Raw genomic sequence first — 16,871 nt, 5'->3', positions numbered from 1 at the left:
CCGCGCTTTACGATTGCCAAAGCGGTGCTATAACTTCTGCTCCCTCATCGCTGCCGTCCAAATGAGTGCCTCATGCTAAACAAAGGATTGTTCCTGGCCTGCGCGCTGGTACTGCTCAGTGCCTGCGATTCCTCCACCTCCGATAAGCCCGCTTCAGCGGCGGCCACCCCTCCGGTTGCTGCGGCTTCATCAAGCGCCGCCGAGTCCGCGAAGCCCAAGCCTGCAGTAGACATTCCTGCGCTGAGCAAGCGCTACGCCGGGCGCGAGTTGACGGTGGTGGACGTCTCCGAAGTTCAGCTCGATGGCGCCAGCACGCTGTCGTTGAGCTTCTCGGTGCCGTTGAACCCCGATCAGAAATTCGCTGAAAAAGTGCACCTGGTCGACAGCAAGGACGGCAAAGTCGATGGCGCCTGGGAGCTGTCGGACAACCTCATGGAGCTGCGCCTGCGTCACCTCGAGCCCAAGCGCAAACTGGTGCTGACCATCGACCCGGGTTTGGTGGCGGTGAACAACAACACCTTGGCGGCAGAGTATTCCGCACGGCTGGAAACCTCCGATCTCCAGGCGACCGTGGGCTTCGCCAGTCGCGGCAGCCTGCTGCCCACCCGGCTCGCTGAAGGCCTGCCGGTAATCGCCCTCAACGTCGATAAAGTCGACGTCGAATTCTTCCGCATCAAGCCTGAGTCACTGCCTGCGTTTCTTGGCTCATGGGAAGGCTCGTCCAGTCTTGAGAGCTACCAATCCAAAGAACTGCTGCCCCTGGCCGATCTGGTCTACAGCGGCCGTTTCGACCTGAACCCTGCGCGCAACACCCGCGAGACCGTGCTGCTGCCGATCTCGGGCCTCAAACCGCTGCAACAGCCGGGCGTTTATCTGGCCGTGATGCGCGCCTCCGGGACCTACAACTACACCCAGCCTGCCACGCTGTTCACCCTCAGCGACATTGGTCTGTCGGCGCACCGTTACGCCAATCGCCTGGACGTCTTCACCCAGGCGCTGGAAGGCGGCAAAGCCCTGAGCGGCGTCGACGTCGAGCTGTATGACGAGAAAGGCCGTGTGATCGGCCAGGGCAAGACCGACAACGCCGGCCACGCCGAGCTGCCACTGCCGGCCAAGGCTGAAGTGCTGCTGGCCCATCAAGGCGAGCAGACCAGCATGCTGCGCCTGAACAGCGCCGCGCTGGATCTGGCCGAATTCGACATCACCGGCCCTAAGGCCCACCCGCTGCAATTCTTTATTTTCGGCCCTCGCGATCTCTATCGCCCGGGCGAAGTGGTGCTGCTCAACGGTTTGCTGCGTGACAGCGACGGCAAGAGCGTGAAGCCTCAGCCGATCACCGTGGAAGTGCGCCGACCGGATGAGCAGGTCAGTCGCAAGTTCGTGTGGGACGCTGACGCCACCGGGCTGTATCAATATCAATTGCAGCTGTCGGAAGAAGCGCCGACGGGTCGCTGGCAACTGGTGTTTGATCTGGGTGACGGCAAGCCGCAGCTGTATGAATTCCAGGTCGAAGATTTCCTGCCAGAACGCATGGCCCTGGAACTCAAGGGCAGCGACATCCCGCTGGCACCCGACGCGCCGTTCGATGTGGCGATTACCGGTCGTTACCTCTACGGCGCACCCGCGTCGGGCAATCGCCTGAACGGTCAGCTCTATGTGCGTCCGCTGCGGGAAGCCGTGCCCGGCCTGCCGGGTTATCAGTTTGGTTCGGTGACCGAGGAGGACCTCAAGCAGGACCTGGAAATCGAAGACAGCACGCTCGATGCCAACGGCAAGCTGGACCTGAGCATCGACAGCCAATGGGCCAAGGCCCGTTCACCGCTTGAGCTGGTGCTGCAAGCCAGTTTGCAGGAGTCAGGTGGGCGTCCGATCACGCGGCGTCTGACCCAGCCGGTCTGGCCCGCTGACGCAATGCCGGGCCTGCGCGGTTTGTTCGACGGCGAAGCCACCGACGGCGACGGCCCGGTTGAGTTCGAAGTGCTGATGGCCGACGCCCAGGGCCACAAACTGGCCGCCGACAACCTCAAGGTGCGGCTGGTGCGCGAGCGGCGCGATTACTACTGGAACTACTCCGACAGCGATGGCTGGAGCTATCACTTCAACGAGAAATTTCTCAACCTCTCCGAAGAAACCCTCAGCGTGAAGAAGGATTCGACGGCGAAAATCAGCTTCCCGGTGGAGTGGGGCCCTTATCGCGTCGAAGTCGAGGATCCGGCCACCGGCCTGATCAGCAGCGTGCGTTTCTGGGCTGGTTATCGCTGGCAGGACAATGCCGAAGGCGGCGCCGTGCGTCCCGATCAGGTCAAGCTGGCGCTGGACAAACCGGCCTATGCCGACGGCGACACCGCAAAAGTCACCGTCACGCCGCCGTCGGCGGGCAAGGGCTATCTGTTGGTGGAGTCGAGCGAAGGGCCGCTGTGGTGGCAAGAGATCGACGTGCCGGCCGAAGGCAAAACCTACGACATCCCGATGGACAAGAAATGGGCGCGGCATGACCTCTACGTCAGCGCGCTGGTGATTCGTCCGGGTGAACGCAAAGCCAATGTCACGCCGAAACGCGCCGTGGGCGTCCTGCACCTTCCGCTGGACCGCTCGCAGCGCAAGCTGGCGCTGACCGTCACGGCGCCCGAGAAGATGCGGCCCAAGCAGCCGCTCAAACTGAAGGTCAATGCGAAGAACGCCGACGGCACGATTCCGAAGAGCGTGCGTGTGCTGGTCGCTGCGGTGGACGTCGGCATTCTCAACATCACCGAATACGCCACGCCGGATCCGTTCGCGGCGATGTTCGGGCGCAAGGAATACGGCGCCGATCAGCTGGATATCTATGGCCAGTTGATCGAGGCCGGGCGTAATCGCCTCGCCAGCCTGGCCTTCGGCGGTGACGCGGCGCTGGCCAAAGGCGGCAAGCGGCCGGAAACCAGCGTCACCATCGTCGCTCTGCAAAGCGCGCCGGTGACCCTGAACGAGCAGGGCGATGCGGAAGTCAGCGTCGACATCCCGGATTTCAACGGTGAGCTGCGGATCATGGCCCAGGCCTGGACCGACGAGCGCTATGGCATGGCCGAAGCCAAAACCGTTGTGGCGGCGCCGCTGATCGCCGAGCTGTCGGCACCTCGATTCCTGGCGGGCGGCGACCAGACCAAGGTGGCGCTGGACCTGTCGAACCTGTCCGGTAAAGCGCAGAAGCTCAACGTGCAAGTCGTGGCTGAAGGGCAGTTGAGTCTGGCCGACGTCGATGGCACAAAAGCCGTCAGCCTGAATCAGGGGCAACGCACCACGCTGCAGATTCCGGTCAAGGCGTTGGGCGGTTTCGGTCAGGGCGTCATTCGGGTCACGGTCAACGGCCTGGACCTGCCGGGCGAGAACCTGCCGGCCTTCAGCCGCGAGTGGACCATCGGCGTGCGTCCAGCATACCCGGCGATGCTCAAGCAATACCGCGCGGTGCTGAAGGATCAGGCATGGAGCCTGCCGGATGGCGCCCTTGAGGCGTTCGAGCCAGCGGGGCGCGAGGCGCTGCTGTCGGTGTCGAGCCGTCCGCCGCTGAACCTTGGCGAACAGATTCGTGCGTTGAAAGCCTATCCCTACGGCTGCCTGGAGCAGACCACCAGCGGCTTGTACCCGTCGCTGTATGCCGACGCTGCGACGCTCAAGCGGCTGGGCCTGGAAGGCGAGTCCGACGCCGAGCGCAAGCGCAAGATCGAACTGGGCATCGAGCGACTGATCGGCATGCAGCGCTACAACGGCAGCTTCGGCCTGTGGGCGGCGGACGGCGAGGAGGAATACTGGCTGACCGCGTACGTCACCGACTTCCTGCTGCGCGCCCGCGACCAAGGCTTTGCGGTGCCGCCGGATGCGTTGAAAAAGGCCAATGAGCGGCTGTTGCGTTACTTGCAGGAGCGCAATCAGATCGAGGTCAATTACAGCGAAAACGCCGACCACACCCGCTTCGCCGTGCAGGCCTACGCCGGTCTGGTGCTGTCGCGCAGTCAGCAGGCGCCGCTGGGTGCGTTGCGCAGCCTCTTCGAGCGCCGCAGCGATGCGCGATCGGGCCTGCCGCTGGTGCAGCTGTCCATCGCTCTGGAGAAAATGGGCGACAAACCCCGCGCCGATCAGGCCTTGCTCGCAGGGCTGGCAGTTGGTCGCAAGGCCAACGACTGGCTCGCCGATTACGGCAGCCCTTTGCGTGATCAGGCGTTGATTCTGTCACTGCTGGAAGAAAACAAACTGGCACAGGAGAAGGTCGAGGAGCGGCTGTTTGCGCTGTCCGATCAGGTCGCGGCGAACCGTTATCTGTCGACCCAGGAGCGCAACTCGCTGTTCCTCGCCGGTCGCGATCTGCTCGGCAAGCCGGAAGGCAAATGGGCGGCGACCTTGACCAGCGGCAGCAACAATCGCGAACTGAGCAACGACCAACCGGGCGTCAAACTCGACAGTTCAGTGCTGGCCGCGCCGTTGACGGTGCAGAACACCGGTGGCGACACGCTGTACCAGCAGATGACGATTTCCGGTTATCCGTCGCAGCCGCCAGCGGCCGGGGGTGAGAACCTGTCTATCAGTCGCGACTACTTGGGCATGGACGGCGAGGCGCTGAATCTCAATGCCTTGAAGAGCGGTGAACTGGTCCTGGTGCACCTTGAGATCAAGGCCAAGGAGCGCGTGCCGGATGCGCTGGTAGTGGATTTGCTGCCCGCAGGTCTTGAGATCGAAAACCAGAATCTGGCGCAGAGTTCGGCCAGTCTGGAAGACGCCAGCGAGTCGGTGAAGCAGTGGCGCGAATCGATGGAAAACGCTGGCGTGAAGCATCAGGAATTCCGTGGCGATCGCTATGTGGCTGCCGTGGACCTGGAGGGCTTCAACACCGTGCACCTGCTGTATCTGGCGCGGGCTGTGACGCCGGGCGTGTACCGCGTGCCGCCGCCGCAGGTGGAGTCGATGTATCGGCCGAACTGGCAGGCACTGGGCGAAGCGCCGGCGCAGTTGGTGGTGAAGGGCAAGAAGTAGAAGAGGGGTGACGCTGGTTGCTCCCACGCTCTGCGCGGTAGCACCTCGGTCGACGCTCTGCGTCAGGGGACGCGGAGCGTCTTGGGCTGCATTTCCGCGCGGAACGTGGGAACGATCAGCGCCGAGCGGACGATCAGCGCCGCGAGGGAACGATCAAAGCAATCAATGAATAATCCAGCTCAACAGCCACAACCCCAGAAACAGCCAGATGATCCCCATGATGATCGAGGCGCGCATGAAGGCGCGGATCGCTGAATACAGCAGCATCAGTCCGACGACCAGGGCGACGATGCTGACGATTGAAGTGTCCATGCCCAGCGTGCGCGACAGGCCGTCAACGAAATTGCCGCCCGCGTGAGTGAACATGTTGAACAACCAGCTTAAGCCGTCGACGACGAAGCGGATCACGGCGCCAATTACTTGGCCGAGCCATTCGAAAACGCTTTCTACCTGCATATCTGCTTCCTGATGAGGGACGTGGACCAAAAACGGCACTGCCCGCTTTGGCTGCTGATTGTCCGGGCGAGTTCCCTGTCGGGTAAAGGCTTTCTGTGAAGATCACGCGATTATTGCTACGGCCGACCTGCTCGGGGTTGTGGGAGCGAGCGTGCTCGCGAATGGGACGACGGTGTACTCGCGTTTTGGCCTGGCTCATTGGCAGCCTGCTCATCGTGTGCCTGCTGCTCTGGCTCGCCGACCGGATCTGGCCGCTGCCCTTGCCCAAGGATGATCTGGCCCGCGTGGTGCTCGCCGAAGACGGCACGCCGCTGTGGCGATTCGCCGATGCCAATGGCGTCTGGCGCTACCCGGTGACGGTCGATCAGGTGTCGCCCTATTACCTCGAAGCGCTGCTGACCTACGAGGACCGTTGGTTCTATCAACATCCCGGCGTGAACCCCATGGCGCTGGCGCGCGCCGCCTGGCAAAACCTCAGCGGCGGCCATGTGGTGTCCGGCGGCAGCACGCTGTCGATGCAGGTGGCGCGTTTGCTCGACCCCCATTCGCGCACCCTGGCGGGCAAGCTTCGTCAACTGTGGCGCACCGCGCAGCTGGAATGGCACCTGTCCAAACAGGACATTCTGTTGCTGTACCTGAATCGCGCGCCGTTTGGCGGCACGTTGCAGGGCGTCGCCGCTGCCAGTTGGGCGTATCTCGGCAAGTCCCCGCAACAACTGACCCGTGCCGACGCGGCGCTGTTGGCGGTATTGCCCCAGGCGCCGAGTCGTCTGCGCCCGGATCGCCACGCGCAGCGCGCCCAGGCCGCGCGGGACAAAGTGCTACGGCGCCTGGCCGAGTTCGGCACTTGGCCTCAGGGCGCGGTCGACGAAGCGCTGGAAGAACCGCTGCTGCTCGCGCCCCGTCAGGAACCGAGCCTGGCGCCTTTGCTGGCCCGGCGCCTGAACCGCCCGAACAGCCCGCCCCTGATCCGCACCACCCTGGACGCCGGCCTGCAGCGTCGTCTCGAAGACCTGCTGATGGGCTGGCGCGCACGTTTGCCCGAGCGCACGTCCGCCGCGATTCTGGTGGTGGAAGCGCAGAACATGGCCGTCCGCGCGTACGTTGGCTCGGTGGACATCGGCGACGCCAAACGTTTTGGTCATGTGGACATGGTCAGCGCGCTGCGTTCCCCCGGTTCGACGCTCAAACCCTTTCTCTACGGCAAGGCCATCGACGCCGGGCTCATCCATTCCGAATCGTTGCTGCAGGACGTGCCCCGGCGCTACGGCGACTATCGTCCCGGCAATTTCTCGTCGGGGTTTAACGGCGCGGTGGCGGCGAGTTCGGCGCTGTCGATGTCCCTTAACCTGCCGGCGGTGCAGTTGCTGGAAGCCTACGGGCCCAAGCGCTTCGCTGCGGAATTGCGCAACGGCGGCGTGCCGCTGACCCTGCCGCCTCTGGCCGAACCCAATCTGGCATTGATCCTGGGCGGTGCAGGCAGTCGCCTGGAAGATCTGGTCGGCGGCTACAGCGCGTTTGCGCGGGGCGGGCGCAGCGCGGACATTCGCTTGCAGCCCGATGATCGTCTGCGTGACCGACCGATGATGTCGCCGGGGGCGGCGTGGATCGTTCGGCGCATTCTCAGCGGCCAGTCACGGCCGGACCTCGACCCCCATGCCGAGCTTGTGCAGCGGCCGCAACTGGCCTGGAAAACCGGCACCAGCTACGGCTTTCGGGATGCGTGGTCGATTGGCGTGGGGCCAAGGTTTCTGATTGGCGTGTGGATTGGCAGGCCCGACGGGACGCCGGTGCCGGGGCAGTTCGGTCTGGCGTCGGCGGCGCCGCTGATGCTGCAGGTTCACGACCTGTTGGTGAACCGCGACGCCCAGCGCAACATCCTGCCGCCCGTGTTGCCGGTGCCGCTCAACGTTGGCGTCGCGGCGATCTGCTGGCCGCTGGGGCAGCCGATGAGCAAGAGTGATCCGAACTGCCGCCGTCAGCGTTTCGCCTGGACCCTCGACGGCACGACGCCGCCGACCTTGCAGGCGACCGATCAGCCGCTGGGGTTGGGGCTCACGGAAAAAGTCTGGCTGAATGACAAGGGCCTGCGTGTCGCGGCAAGTTGTCCACAGGCTCAACCAAAAGACATTGCCCTCTGGCCGGCGCCGCTTGAGCCTTGGCTGCCGAAAACCGAGCGGCGCGAGGCACGTTTGCCGGACATCGACCCGTCATGCCCGCCCCAGGGATTGAGCCTGGCGCCGCCGTTGTCCGTGGTGGGGGTGCGAGAGGGCGATCAATTGCGGTTGCCGGCTGGCAGTCAGCAGCTGTTACGCCTCACGCTGTCGGCGCTGGGCGGAAGTGGCCGGCGCTGGTGGTTCATCGACGGGACGCCGGTGGGCGACACCGCCAGTCAGGACAGTTACACTCACACCTTCACGCGCCTGGGGCGGTACCAACTGAGCGTGCTGGATGAAAGCGGGCAGACCGCCCGGGTGGAATTCAGTGTGGTGGAGTGAGGCAGGGTATTGGACTCTGTCTGCGGGCGCTCAACTGGGCGCAATCCACTGTGGAGCGAGCTTGCTCGCGAATGGGCGGTACATGCGCTAAAGATTCAGCGGCTGGAATACCGTCTTCGCGAGCAAGCTCACTCCTACGTGCGATGTGTCGGCTGGGAGATAGTGCGGTGTCAGAGCACGTCGCAGATGTATCTGTTGAAGCACGGAGTGTGGGAGTGAGCTTGCTCGCGAATTGGTCGGCACATCCGTTAAAGATTCAGCGGCTGAAATACCTTCTCGCGACCAAGCTCACTTCTACATGCAATGTTTCGGCTGGGAGATAGCACGGTGTCAGAGCACGCCGCAGACATATCTGTTGCAGCACGGAGTGTGGGAGCGAGCTTGCTCGCGAATGGTCGGCACATCCGTTAAAGATTCAGCGGCTGAAATACCTTCTTCGCGAGCAAGCTCACTCCTACATGGACCTCACAGGCTGAGCACTGATCAACCTTCAATGCGGTGGATATTGCTGCAGAATTTGCTGCACGGTCTGGCGCAGGGCCTGCTCGCGTGCAGCAGGGTTGGTATTGCTGTCGTTGACCATCTGCTCGGTGCTGCCACGCCAGACCAGCTTGCCGTCCTTGCCGTCGAGCATGTCGATCTGCAGCGTCGAGACTTTGTAATCGATGTTGCGCGTCTCGGTGCCGATCGGGCCGCCCCAGTAGCCGCCCCACGGATTACCCCAATAACCGCCAGCGCCGCCATAGTTGGTAGTCACCGTCTGTTGGCGGTTCTCGACGATCAGCCATGCCTGCAGTTGAACATCCGCTTTCACGCCGGGCGCCGCCATGCGCAGGCCGCGTTGTTCCAGTTGCTCGCCGACCGCCTGGCGAATGCGCTGCTCGGTCAGATCACTTTTGATGCGCGGATCGTTAGGCTGATATTGCAAGCCGGGCTCTTTCCACGCCCAGGAGCGATAGGCGCCGAAATCGCGCTGGGCGTCGAAGTCGCGGCTGACCCGATCGGTCTGGCAGGCGCCGAGCAGCAGGGCGACACAGAGGACAGCAATGCGGCGATACATGGGTTTCTCCAGCGTGAAAACAAAACGCCACGGGGCGCGAAATCAGGACGGCGGGTAAGCCGTCAGGGCTTGTTGTACGGCCTGGCGCAGGGCTTTGGCGCGTTCTGACTGATCGCCGCCGCTGGCGGTTTCGGCACTCGCGCTCCAGACCGGCTGGCCGCTGCGGGCATCGAACAGACTGATGCGCACTACAACCACTTGCTCTTGATAAGTGCGCACGATCGGGACGCTGGCATAACCGCCGTAACCGTTGCGGTAGCCATTGCCACCGTAATAGCCCACACCTGAACCGCCGTAGTATGGATCGTAATAGTCGTCGCGCACCTGACGAATCCGGGTCTCGGCGTGGGCATCAGCCGCGACGCGTAAGTCCGCCGCCTGCGGGTTCTGCGAAGGCCGCAAACCCCGTTGATCCAGCCCGTTGCTGACGGCTTCAGCCAGCTGAGCCGAGTCAGCCCACAGGGTGCCCGGCGGCAACTGACCGTTGAGCCAGGACCAATTGCGATAGCGGCCATAGTCGCGCGGCGCCGCAGGATAAGCGCTCATGTCGATGGCGTTGGCAGCCTGAGGCGGCGCCGGTGGAATGGCCGCAGACACGGCACGATAAGGGTTGGGACTCTGGCAGGCGGTGAGGCCCAGGCAGAGGGAAAGCAAAGCGAGACGGCGTTTCATTAGGGTCTCCGCAGCGTGTGTTAAGCAGCGTGTATCAACCAGCGTGGGTCAGACAGCCCGGCACATCCAGTGCAGATAGCGTCCCAGTCCGGCGAAGGCCGGATGGCGACGATGGGCGAGCTCCATTTCCAGGAGGTCCGCAAGATCGGCCTTGGCCTGAAACTCGACCGGCATGTAGTCGTGGAAAACCCGAATGCCACTTTGCGTTTCGACTCGCCACAGGGAGCCAAGTTGCGCTGCCAATTCGCGGGGATCAACAGGCTCCTGCGGGGTCAGGCTCTGTTTTTCGCCGGCCAGGGTGTTCTTGCGCATTTTGCGGAAGTGACCCTTGAGCAGATTGCGATAAATCAGCGCGTCGCGGTTGTAGAAGGCCAATGACAGCCAGCCGTCGGCCTCGGTCAACTGATGCAGCACCGGCAGAATCGTGAACGGCTCTTCCAGCCATTCCAGCACGGCATGGCAGATCACCAAGTCGTAACGCTCGGTCAGAATATCTGGCAGTGCTTGCCACGGCGCCTGAATGAAATTCGCCGTCTGCCCCGCGTCGGCAAAGCGCTGGCGGGCGCCTTCGAGCATGGGCGCGGCGGGTTCGGCCAGCGTCACGTCATGCCCGCGCTCGGCCAGCCACAGCGACATGTGCCCAAGCCCGGCGCCGATGTCCAGCACGCGCAACGGACGATCGGGGAGGCTTTCGATCAGGTCAGCTTGTAGCACCGCCAACCGGATCGCACCCTTGGCACCGCCGTAGATTTTTTCAGCGAAACGCGTCGCCAGTTGATCGAAATGACGGTCACTCATTTGCTGAACCGCCGTTCGCCGTCCGCCAGTTTCGCGCGCACCACTTCATTCATGTCCAGCCCGAGTTCGCTGCACAACAGCAGCAGGTAAAGCACGATATCCCCGACTTCCTGCCCGGCGTGGGCCAGCTCGTCAGCGGGCAGCTGACGCGACTGATCCTCGGTCTTCCACTGAAAGATTTCCACCAGCTCGGCCATCTCCACGCTGGCAGCCATGGCCAGGTTTTTCGGGCTGTGAAATTGCCGCCAGTCGTTGTTATCGCGGATGCGATGCAGGCGTTGGGTGAGTTCGTCGAGGTTCATGGGGGTCTCCTGAAGGTGCGTAGCTTCAGGGGGATAGGCGATTGACGCAAGGGGGGCGCGATGCTCCGGGACGCAGGTTTACACCCGCTACGGCGGTGCGCCGATTCCCGGCTGAAGCCGGTCCTACAGTCTGCGTACTTAGTGGGACCGGCTTTAGCCGGGAAGGCGTCAGATGTCACACCGCAAAAACCACTGGCGCACGATAGGCGCAGCCATCATTCCGACGCCGGTTGCCAGCTCCCCAGCATATGCACGATCCCTTCCGCCCCTTCCAGCTTGAACTGCCCATGGGACCCGGCCGCGCTGGCCGACAACGTCACCCCGCTGGGCAGCCGCACCGGTTTGTGAAACTCCACCGAAATCTCCACGTTCGACGCCGGCAGGTGATCTTCAAGCGCTGCCAACGCACGGCTTTTCATCCACAGCCCGTGGGCGATCGCCTTGGGAAAGCTGAACAGTTTGGCGCTGCTGTCACTCAAGTGAATCGGGTTGTAATCACCACTGACCTTCGCGTACTGACGACCAATGTCCGACGGCGCCGACCATGTCGCCAATTCCGTCATCGGTAGTGGCGCGGGTTCATAAGCACCTTCGATCTCACCGTTCACCTGAACACCTCGGCACAGCATCGTGCTCTCTTCCTCCCACAGCAGGCCCAGCGCGTCCTCGATCTGGGTGATCAGGCTGAACGTCGCGCCTTTGGCGTGGGGCCTGAGGTGGCCGACACGCACGCTGACCTGAACCTTGATCACGCTCCCGAGGGGCCGACGAATGCTGATCCGGTTATGCAGGTGGACCAATCCGAGGAGCGGGAAGGGGAAGTCCTTGTCGGTGAGCAGCTTCATCTGCAGCGGGAAGGCCAGCACATGGGGATAGGTCGGCGGCAGCAGACTGCCGGGTACGAAGCCGCACACATGGGCAAAGGCTTTCACCTTGTCCGGGTCCACCGACATCCAGCACCGCAGGCCCTGATCCGGCAGTTGTGTGCCGCTGACCTTGCGCCGCAGCGCCGCTTGCATGAACAGGCCGGGTAGGGCCGGGGGCGTGTCCAGATACCGCCAGTGCACACTCATCGAGCTACTCCTGTGGTCATGCTACAGATCAGGCAGGCCTCGGATCGACGGGGCGCCTATTCAGACACTTTTCTCTTAATGCCAGCTCAGGCGCCGAGCACGCTTTGGCCGCACACCCGCAGCACCTGGCCGCTCATTGCGCCAGAACCCGGTTGACCCAGCCACGCCACCGCTTCCGCCACATCCTGCGGCTGACCGCCTTGGCCCAGCGAACTCATGCGTCTGCCCGCTTCTCGCAGGGCAAAAGGCATGTGCGCCGTCATGCTCGTTTCGATAAAACCCGGGGCCACGGCGTTGATGCTGATGCCGCGCGCTTTGAGTGTCGGCGCCATCGCTCTGGCATAGCCAATCAGGCCGGCCTTGCTGGTGGTGTAGTTGGTCTGGCCGCGGTTGCCCGCCAGCCCGCTGATGGACGCCAGCAGAATCACACGGCCGTTTTCATGCAGCGCGCCGCTGTCGATCAGCGCCTGAGTCAGCACCTGCGGCGCATTGAGGTTGACGTCGAGCACCGAGTCCCAGAAGTCCGCCGGCATATTGGCCAGCGTTTTGTCCCGGGTGATGCCGGCGTTGTGCACGACGATATCGAGCCCGCCGGGCAGGTGTTCGATCAACTGAGCGGCAGCGTCCGGGGCGCAGATGTCCAGGACGAGTGCCTGCCCGCCGAGACGCGCCGCCAGCGCATCCAGATCCGATTTGGCCTGGGGCACGTCCAACAGAATTACTTCGGCGCCATCACGGGCGAGGGTTTCCGCGATGGCCGCGCCGATGCCTCGGGCAGCGCCGGTCACCAGCGCTTTGCGTCCGGCCAGTGGGCGGGTCCAGTCCTGAACCTGCTGATCGCAGGCACTCAGGCGAATGACTTGACCGGAAATAAACGCGCTCTTCGGCGACAGGAAAAACCGCAGCGCGCCTTCCAGTTGATCTTCGGCGCCGTCCTCTACTTGCAGCAGCTGAACCGTGCCGCCGTTGCGCATTTCCTTGGCCAGTGAGCGGCTGAAACCTTCGATGGCTTGCTGCGTGCTGGCGGCCAGTGGATCGGATTGAGCCCCCGGCGCGCGCGCAAGCATCACGACGTGAGCGCTGTTATCCAGATGGCGCAGGATCGGCTGGAAGAACTCACGCAACTGACTCAGTTGGGAGGTGTGCAGCAGCGTGCTGGCGTCGAACACCACGGCCTTGATCTTCGCGCTCTGCTCGGCAGTCCAAGGGTGGGCGCCTGTGACTTCGCCGTTATGACTGAACAGCACATCAGTCAGACGCGGCGCAAAGGTGCTCACCCGCTCGGCCAGTGGACCTGTGCTCAGCAACAGCGCGCCCTCGACCGGACGCAGACGCCCCGCCTGCCAGCGCTCCAGACGTGCGGGGGCTGGCAAACCGACGGCGCCGACCAGCTTGCGGCCGAGGTCGGAGTTGACGAAGTCAATGTAGCGATCGGATGCCATGGAACACTCTCCTTGAGTCGGGGTTCAAATCAGTGGACCGCGTGGGTGGGTAATAGGTCCTACGCTATCAGCTGCCAAATCCTGTAGGAGTGAGCGTGCTCGCGATTGCTTTTCGTCAGGCGGCACACAAACGCTTGGCCCGCTGCGGTCGTGCTTTCGCAACCGATGCCCGCAAGATCCAAAAAAGAGAAAGGAGATTTCGATGACTCAGACACGACGCGTGGCCATTGTCGGCGGCAATCGCATTCCGTTCGCACGCTCCAACGGCGCGTATGCCACCGCCAGCAATCAGGAAATGCTGACCGCTGCGCTGGAGGGTCTGATCGAGCGCTTCAATCTCCATGGCCTGCGCATGGGCGAAGTCGCTGCCGGCGCGGTCCTCAAGCATTCCCGTGATTTCAACCTCACCCGCGAATGCGTGCTCGGCTCAAGGCTTTCGCCACAAACGCCGGCTTACAACATTCAACAGGCGTGCGGCACCGGGCTCGAAGCGGCGCTGCTGGTGGCGAACAAAATCGCCCTCGGCCAGATCGAGTGCGGCATTGCCGGCGGCGTGGACACCACCTCAGACGCGCCCATCGGCGTCAACGAAGACCTGCGGCAGATCCTGTTGCAGGTCAATCGCAGCAAAACCACGGCCGACAAACTCAAGGTACTGACGCAATTACGCCTGCATAACCTCAAGCCGGAACTGCCGCGCAATGGCGAACCGCGCACCGGGTTGTCGATGGGCCAGCACTGCGAACTGATGGCGCAGACCTGGAGCATTCCTCGCGAGGCGCAGGACCAACTGGCGCTGGAGAGCCACCAGAAAATGGCCGCCGCGTATGCGGAAGGCTGGCAGGAAGATCTGCTCACGCCGTTTCTCGGCCTGACGCGGGACAACAACCTGCGCACCGACGCCAGCCTGGAAAAACTCGCCTCGCTCAAGCCCGCCTACGAGCGCAGCGCCAAAGGCACGCTGACGGCGGGCAACTCGACACCGCTGACCGATGGCGCCTCGCTGGTGCTGCTCGCCAGCGAAGAGTGGGCGCGTGAGCGGGGCTTGCCGATTCTGGCCTACTGGCGAGATGGCGAGGCCGCCGCCGTGGATTTCGTGCGCGGCAACGAAGGCCTGCTGATGGCCCCGGTCTACGCCGTCCCCCGCCTGCTGGCGCGCAACGGTCTGACGCTGCAAGACTTCGATTACTACGAGATTCACGAAGCCTTTGCGGCGCAGGTGCTGTGTACGTTGAAGGCGTGGGAAGACCCCGAATACTGCAAGACTCGCCTCGGGTTGGAGGCGCCGTTGGGGGCGATTGATCGCAGCAAGCTCAACGTGAAAGGCAGCTCGTTGGCGGCGGGGCATCCGTTTGCTGCGACGGGTGGGCGGATTGTGGCGAACCTGGCGAAACTGCTGAGCAAGAGAGGGGGAGGGCGTGGATTGATCTCTATATGCGCAGCAGGTGGCCAAGGCGTGACGGCCATTATCAAGGGCTGATGCTGATAATGTTTAAAGGGGACCGATTCATTTACAACGCTTCACCGTAAATCAATCTGTCCCCGTCTCAAGAACATCAAACAAATCAGATCCCTTTAGTCCGCAGCGATGACAACCGACAAACATCCCTTACGCAACCCCGACACCCAGCGCCAAATCCCGACGCTTGAGGTCCTCCCGCGCGCGCTTTACGCCCGGGCCGAAAGCCTGAGCCAAGGCTCATGGACCCCCACGCACCGCCACGACTGGGTGCAGTTTTCCTACGCGATCAGCGGCGTGCTTGGCGTGCACACCTCACACGGCAGTTTTTTCGCGCCGCCGCAATGGGGCGTGTGGATTCCGGCCGGGTTGGAGCATGAAGTCGTCACGTCGACGCGCGCCGAGATGCGCAGCCTGTATGTGCGCAAAGAAGACTGCGAGTGGGCGCCGGACCGCTGCCGTGTCTTGGAAGTCACGCCGCTGGCCAGGGAATTGATCAAGGCGTTCTGTCAGTTGCCGGTGGAATACCTACAGGTCGACAGCCCCGAAATGCGCCTGGTGCAAGTGCTCCTCGACCAGTTGGCGGGCTTGCCGGAGGTGGGCTTCTCACTGCCGCTGCCCAGGCACACGCGCTTGCTCGGTCTGTGTAACGAACTGATCGAACAACCCGACCAGCTCATCACCCTGACCGAGTGGGCGGCGCGGCTGAGCATGTCCGAGAAAACCCTCATGCGCCTGTTCCAGCGGGAGACCGGCCTGAGCTTTCGAGGCTGGCGGCAACGCGCCCGATTGCTTTCCTCACTCAACGCGCTGGAGGAGGGCACGAGCGTGACCAGTACCGCGCTGGCGTCCGGCTACGACTCGACATCAGCATTTATCGCCGCATTCAAAAGCCTGTTCGGACTCACCCCCGGCGAGCTCTTCCACAGCCGATAGCAGTGAGCACCAGGAAGGGAGCACCATGAAGGGGACTGAATTATTCACAAAACCAGAAAGGGGGCCGATTTATTAACAACGCTTCCCCGTACATTAATCTGTCCGCGGTTTTAATAAATCAGACCCCTTAATTTATTTGTCCGACCTGTCTAATACGGGTTAATACAACATATCGTCACTCAAGAGCGCACCACAATTGCCCACCCCTTTGCTAAGCGATAGCTCGCCTGCGTGCTTTCAGCACCGTTGTTGGGGATGATCGTGTAATAGCTGTTTCCCCCGGCAGAAGTGCTGGACCAAGCATGCTCGTTGGCACCAGGTGGAAATTGCGGATCGCCGCCGTAGGCTGCACGGAAGTCACGCCACTCATATTGCGAGGGAATACGGCCGCCGTAGTTCGCCGCATTGGAAGCCGCGTTGCTGTAGTTTTGCTGTCCATTCCAGCCGTCAATTTCGAGCACATTTGAAACGCTGACGGTGTAATGGGCTGTCTGGCCTTTGCTGTCGGTGACAGTCACTTCGCCTTGCCGGTTTCGATATGAAATGACTGTTCCCGTCGTCTCATTGATGTCCACGGCATTTGAGCTTACGGAATACCGGTAGGGCGGGGTGCCTCCGGTGGCAACTCGCGTTGCCGTGGTACCTACTGGCGGGTGGGTTGGTATGCGGCCGGAGCGTACAAGGTGTCCATTAAGCACCAGGGGACTGGTATCAATGGACAGAGGAATCTCGGTGATCTCCACGACCCATTCCGCTGATGCCACGTCTTCCGCTCCCACTACCCTGGCGGTGAAAGGGTGGCTTGAAACGGCCAGCCCTGTGGTCTGTTCCGTCCAGCGTCCCTGGGCGTTCACGTCGATCGGATTCAACGGAGCAGGGCCGTCATATAGCCTGACCTGGGTTGCTGGGCCCGCCGTACCCTCGAGGGTCAACGTGGTCGAGGAGGTAAACCCGCCGTTGGCGACGGCAGTGCCCTCCGGCGTCGTTACGCCGGTAATTACAGGGACCACCGCATCAGGCACGGCGACCACTGTGTAACTCTGCACAGGAAACGCCCGGCGCGTTAGCCCGCCATCAAACGACACTTCGAGTATCAGTCTTAACGTCGAACCATCGGTTAGGTTAATGAGGTAATCATCCTTTGAAACCGTCGTAGCTTGGGCGCCCGGACTGC

Annotated in this window: 11 protein-coding genes and 1 pseudogene; 4 read left to right on the top strand and 8 right to left on the bottom strand. The window is 62.7% G+C overall.

Annotated elements, in window-relative coordinates; translation table 11 throughout:
- The first annotated feature begins 72 nt into the window (after nt 1–72).
- Nucleotides 73–5,001 (top strand): alpha-2-macroglobulin family protein, encoded by a 4,929-nt coding sequence (locus QMX88_RS15375; RefSeq protein WP_282370741.1) that lies wholly within the window; start codon nt 73–75, stop codon nt 4,999–5,001.
- Between the two features lie 162 nt (nt 5,002–5,163).
- Here QMX88_RS15375 and QMX88_RS15370 read toward each other — a convergent pair whose 3' ends face one another.
- Nucleotides 5,164–5,457: a hypothetical protein gene (locus QMX88_RS15370; RefSeq protein WP_122535324.1), complete on the bottom strand. Its 294-nt coding sequence runs from the start codon at nt 5,455–5,457 to the stop codon at nt 5,164–5,166.
- A 185-nt stretch (nt 5,458–5,642) separates the two neighbouring features.
- Here QMX88_RS15370 and pbpC point away from each other — a divergent pair, with 185 nt between their 5' ends.
- On the top strand, nt 5,643–7,955 hold the full coding sequence (gene pbpC / locus QMX88_RS15365; RefSeq protein ID WP_282370736.1) for a peptidoglycan glycosyltransferase PbpC: 2,313 nt from the start codon (nt 5,643–5,645) through the stop codon (nt 7,953–7,955).
- Nucleotides 7,956–8,445: 490 nt separating this feature from the next.
- On the opposite strand, the gene QMX88_RS15360 is transcribed toward pbpC, so the two are convergent.
- The 6 genes from QMX88_RS15360 to QMX88_RS15335 all read right to left on the bottom strand — a co-directional run bounded on the left by QMX88_RS15360 (nt 8,446) and on the right by QMX88_RS15335 (nt 13,302).
- On the bottom strand, nt 8,446–9,015 hold the full coding sequence (locus QMX88_RS15360) for a DUF4136 domain-containing protein (protein WP_282370734.1): 570 nt from the start codon (nt 9,013–9,015) through the stop codon (nt 8,446–8,448).
- 42 nt (nt 9,016–9,057) lie between these two features.
- Nucleotides 9,058–9,687, bottom strand: a complete 630-nt coding sequence (locus QMX88_RS15355) for a DUF4136 domain-containing protein (RefSeq protein WP_282370732.1) — start codon at nt 9,685–9,687, stop codon at nt 9,058–9,060.
- Nucleotides 9,688–9,735: 48 nt separating this feature from the next.
- Nucleotides 9,736–10,485, bottom strand: a complete 750-nt coding sequence (locus QMX88_RS15350) for a methyltransferase domain-containing protein (RefSeq protein WP_282370730.1) — start codon at nt 10,483–10,485, stop codon at nt 9,736–9,738.
- The gene (locus tag QMX88_RS15345; protein WP_282370728.1) at nt 10,482–10,787 is read right to left on the bottom strand and encodes a MazG-like family protein; all 306 of its coding nucleotides are present in this window, start codon (nt 10,785–10,787) and stop codon (nt 10,482–10,484) included. Before QMX88_RS15345 ends, QMX88_RS15350 begins: the two co-directional genes overlap by 4 nt.
- A gap of 215 nt (nt 10,788–11,002) precedes the next feature.
- A complete protein-coding gene (locus tag QMX88_RS15340; RefSeq protein WP_282370726.1) occupies nt 11,003–11,860 on the bottom strand; it encodes a MaoC/PaaZ C-terminal domain-containing protein in 858 nt (285 codons plus the stop codon).
- Between the two features lie 86 nt (nt 11,861–11,946).
- The gene (locus QMX88_RS15335) at nt 11,947–13,302 is read right to left on the bottom strand and encodes a 3-oxoacyl-ACP reductase (RefSeq protein ID WP_282370724.1); all 1,356 of its coding nucleotides are present in this window, start codon (nt 13,300–13,302) and stop codon (nt 11,947–11,949) included.
- Nucleotides 13,303–13,504: 202 nt separating this feature from the next.
- Between QMX88_RS15335 and QMX88_RS15330 the strand changes: the two genes are divergently transcribed.
- Complete coding sequence (locus tag QMX88_RS15330) at nt 13,505–14,782, top strand: acetyl-CoA C-acetyltransferase (protein ID WP_282370723.1); 1,278 nt, start codon at nt 13,505–13,507, stop codon at nt 14,780–14,782.
- Between the two features lie 108 nt (nt 14,783–14,890).
- Nucleotides 14,891–15,697 (top strand): AraC family transcriptional regulator, encoded by an 807-nt coding sequence (locus QMX88_RS15325; protein WP_282370721.1) that lies wholly within the window; start codon nt 14,891–14,893, stop codon nt 15,695–15,697.
- A gap of 179 nt (nt 15,698–15,876) precedes the next feature.
- On the opposite strand, the pseudogene QMX88_RS15320 reads toward QMX88_RS15325, so the two are convergent.
- Nucleotides 15,877–16,871: pseudogene (locus tag QMX88_RS15320) on the bottom strand (hypothetical protein); the annotation flags it as partial.

This window comes from Pseudomonas sp. PS02290 (assembly GCF_029960075.1).
Classification (GTDB): Bacteria; Pseudomonadota; Gammaproteobacteria; order Pseudomonadales; family Pseudomonadaceae; genus Aquipseudomonas.
This window is presented reverse-complemented; position numbering and strand designations above follow the sequence as displayed.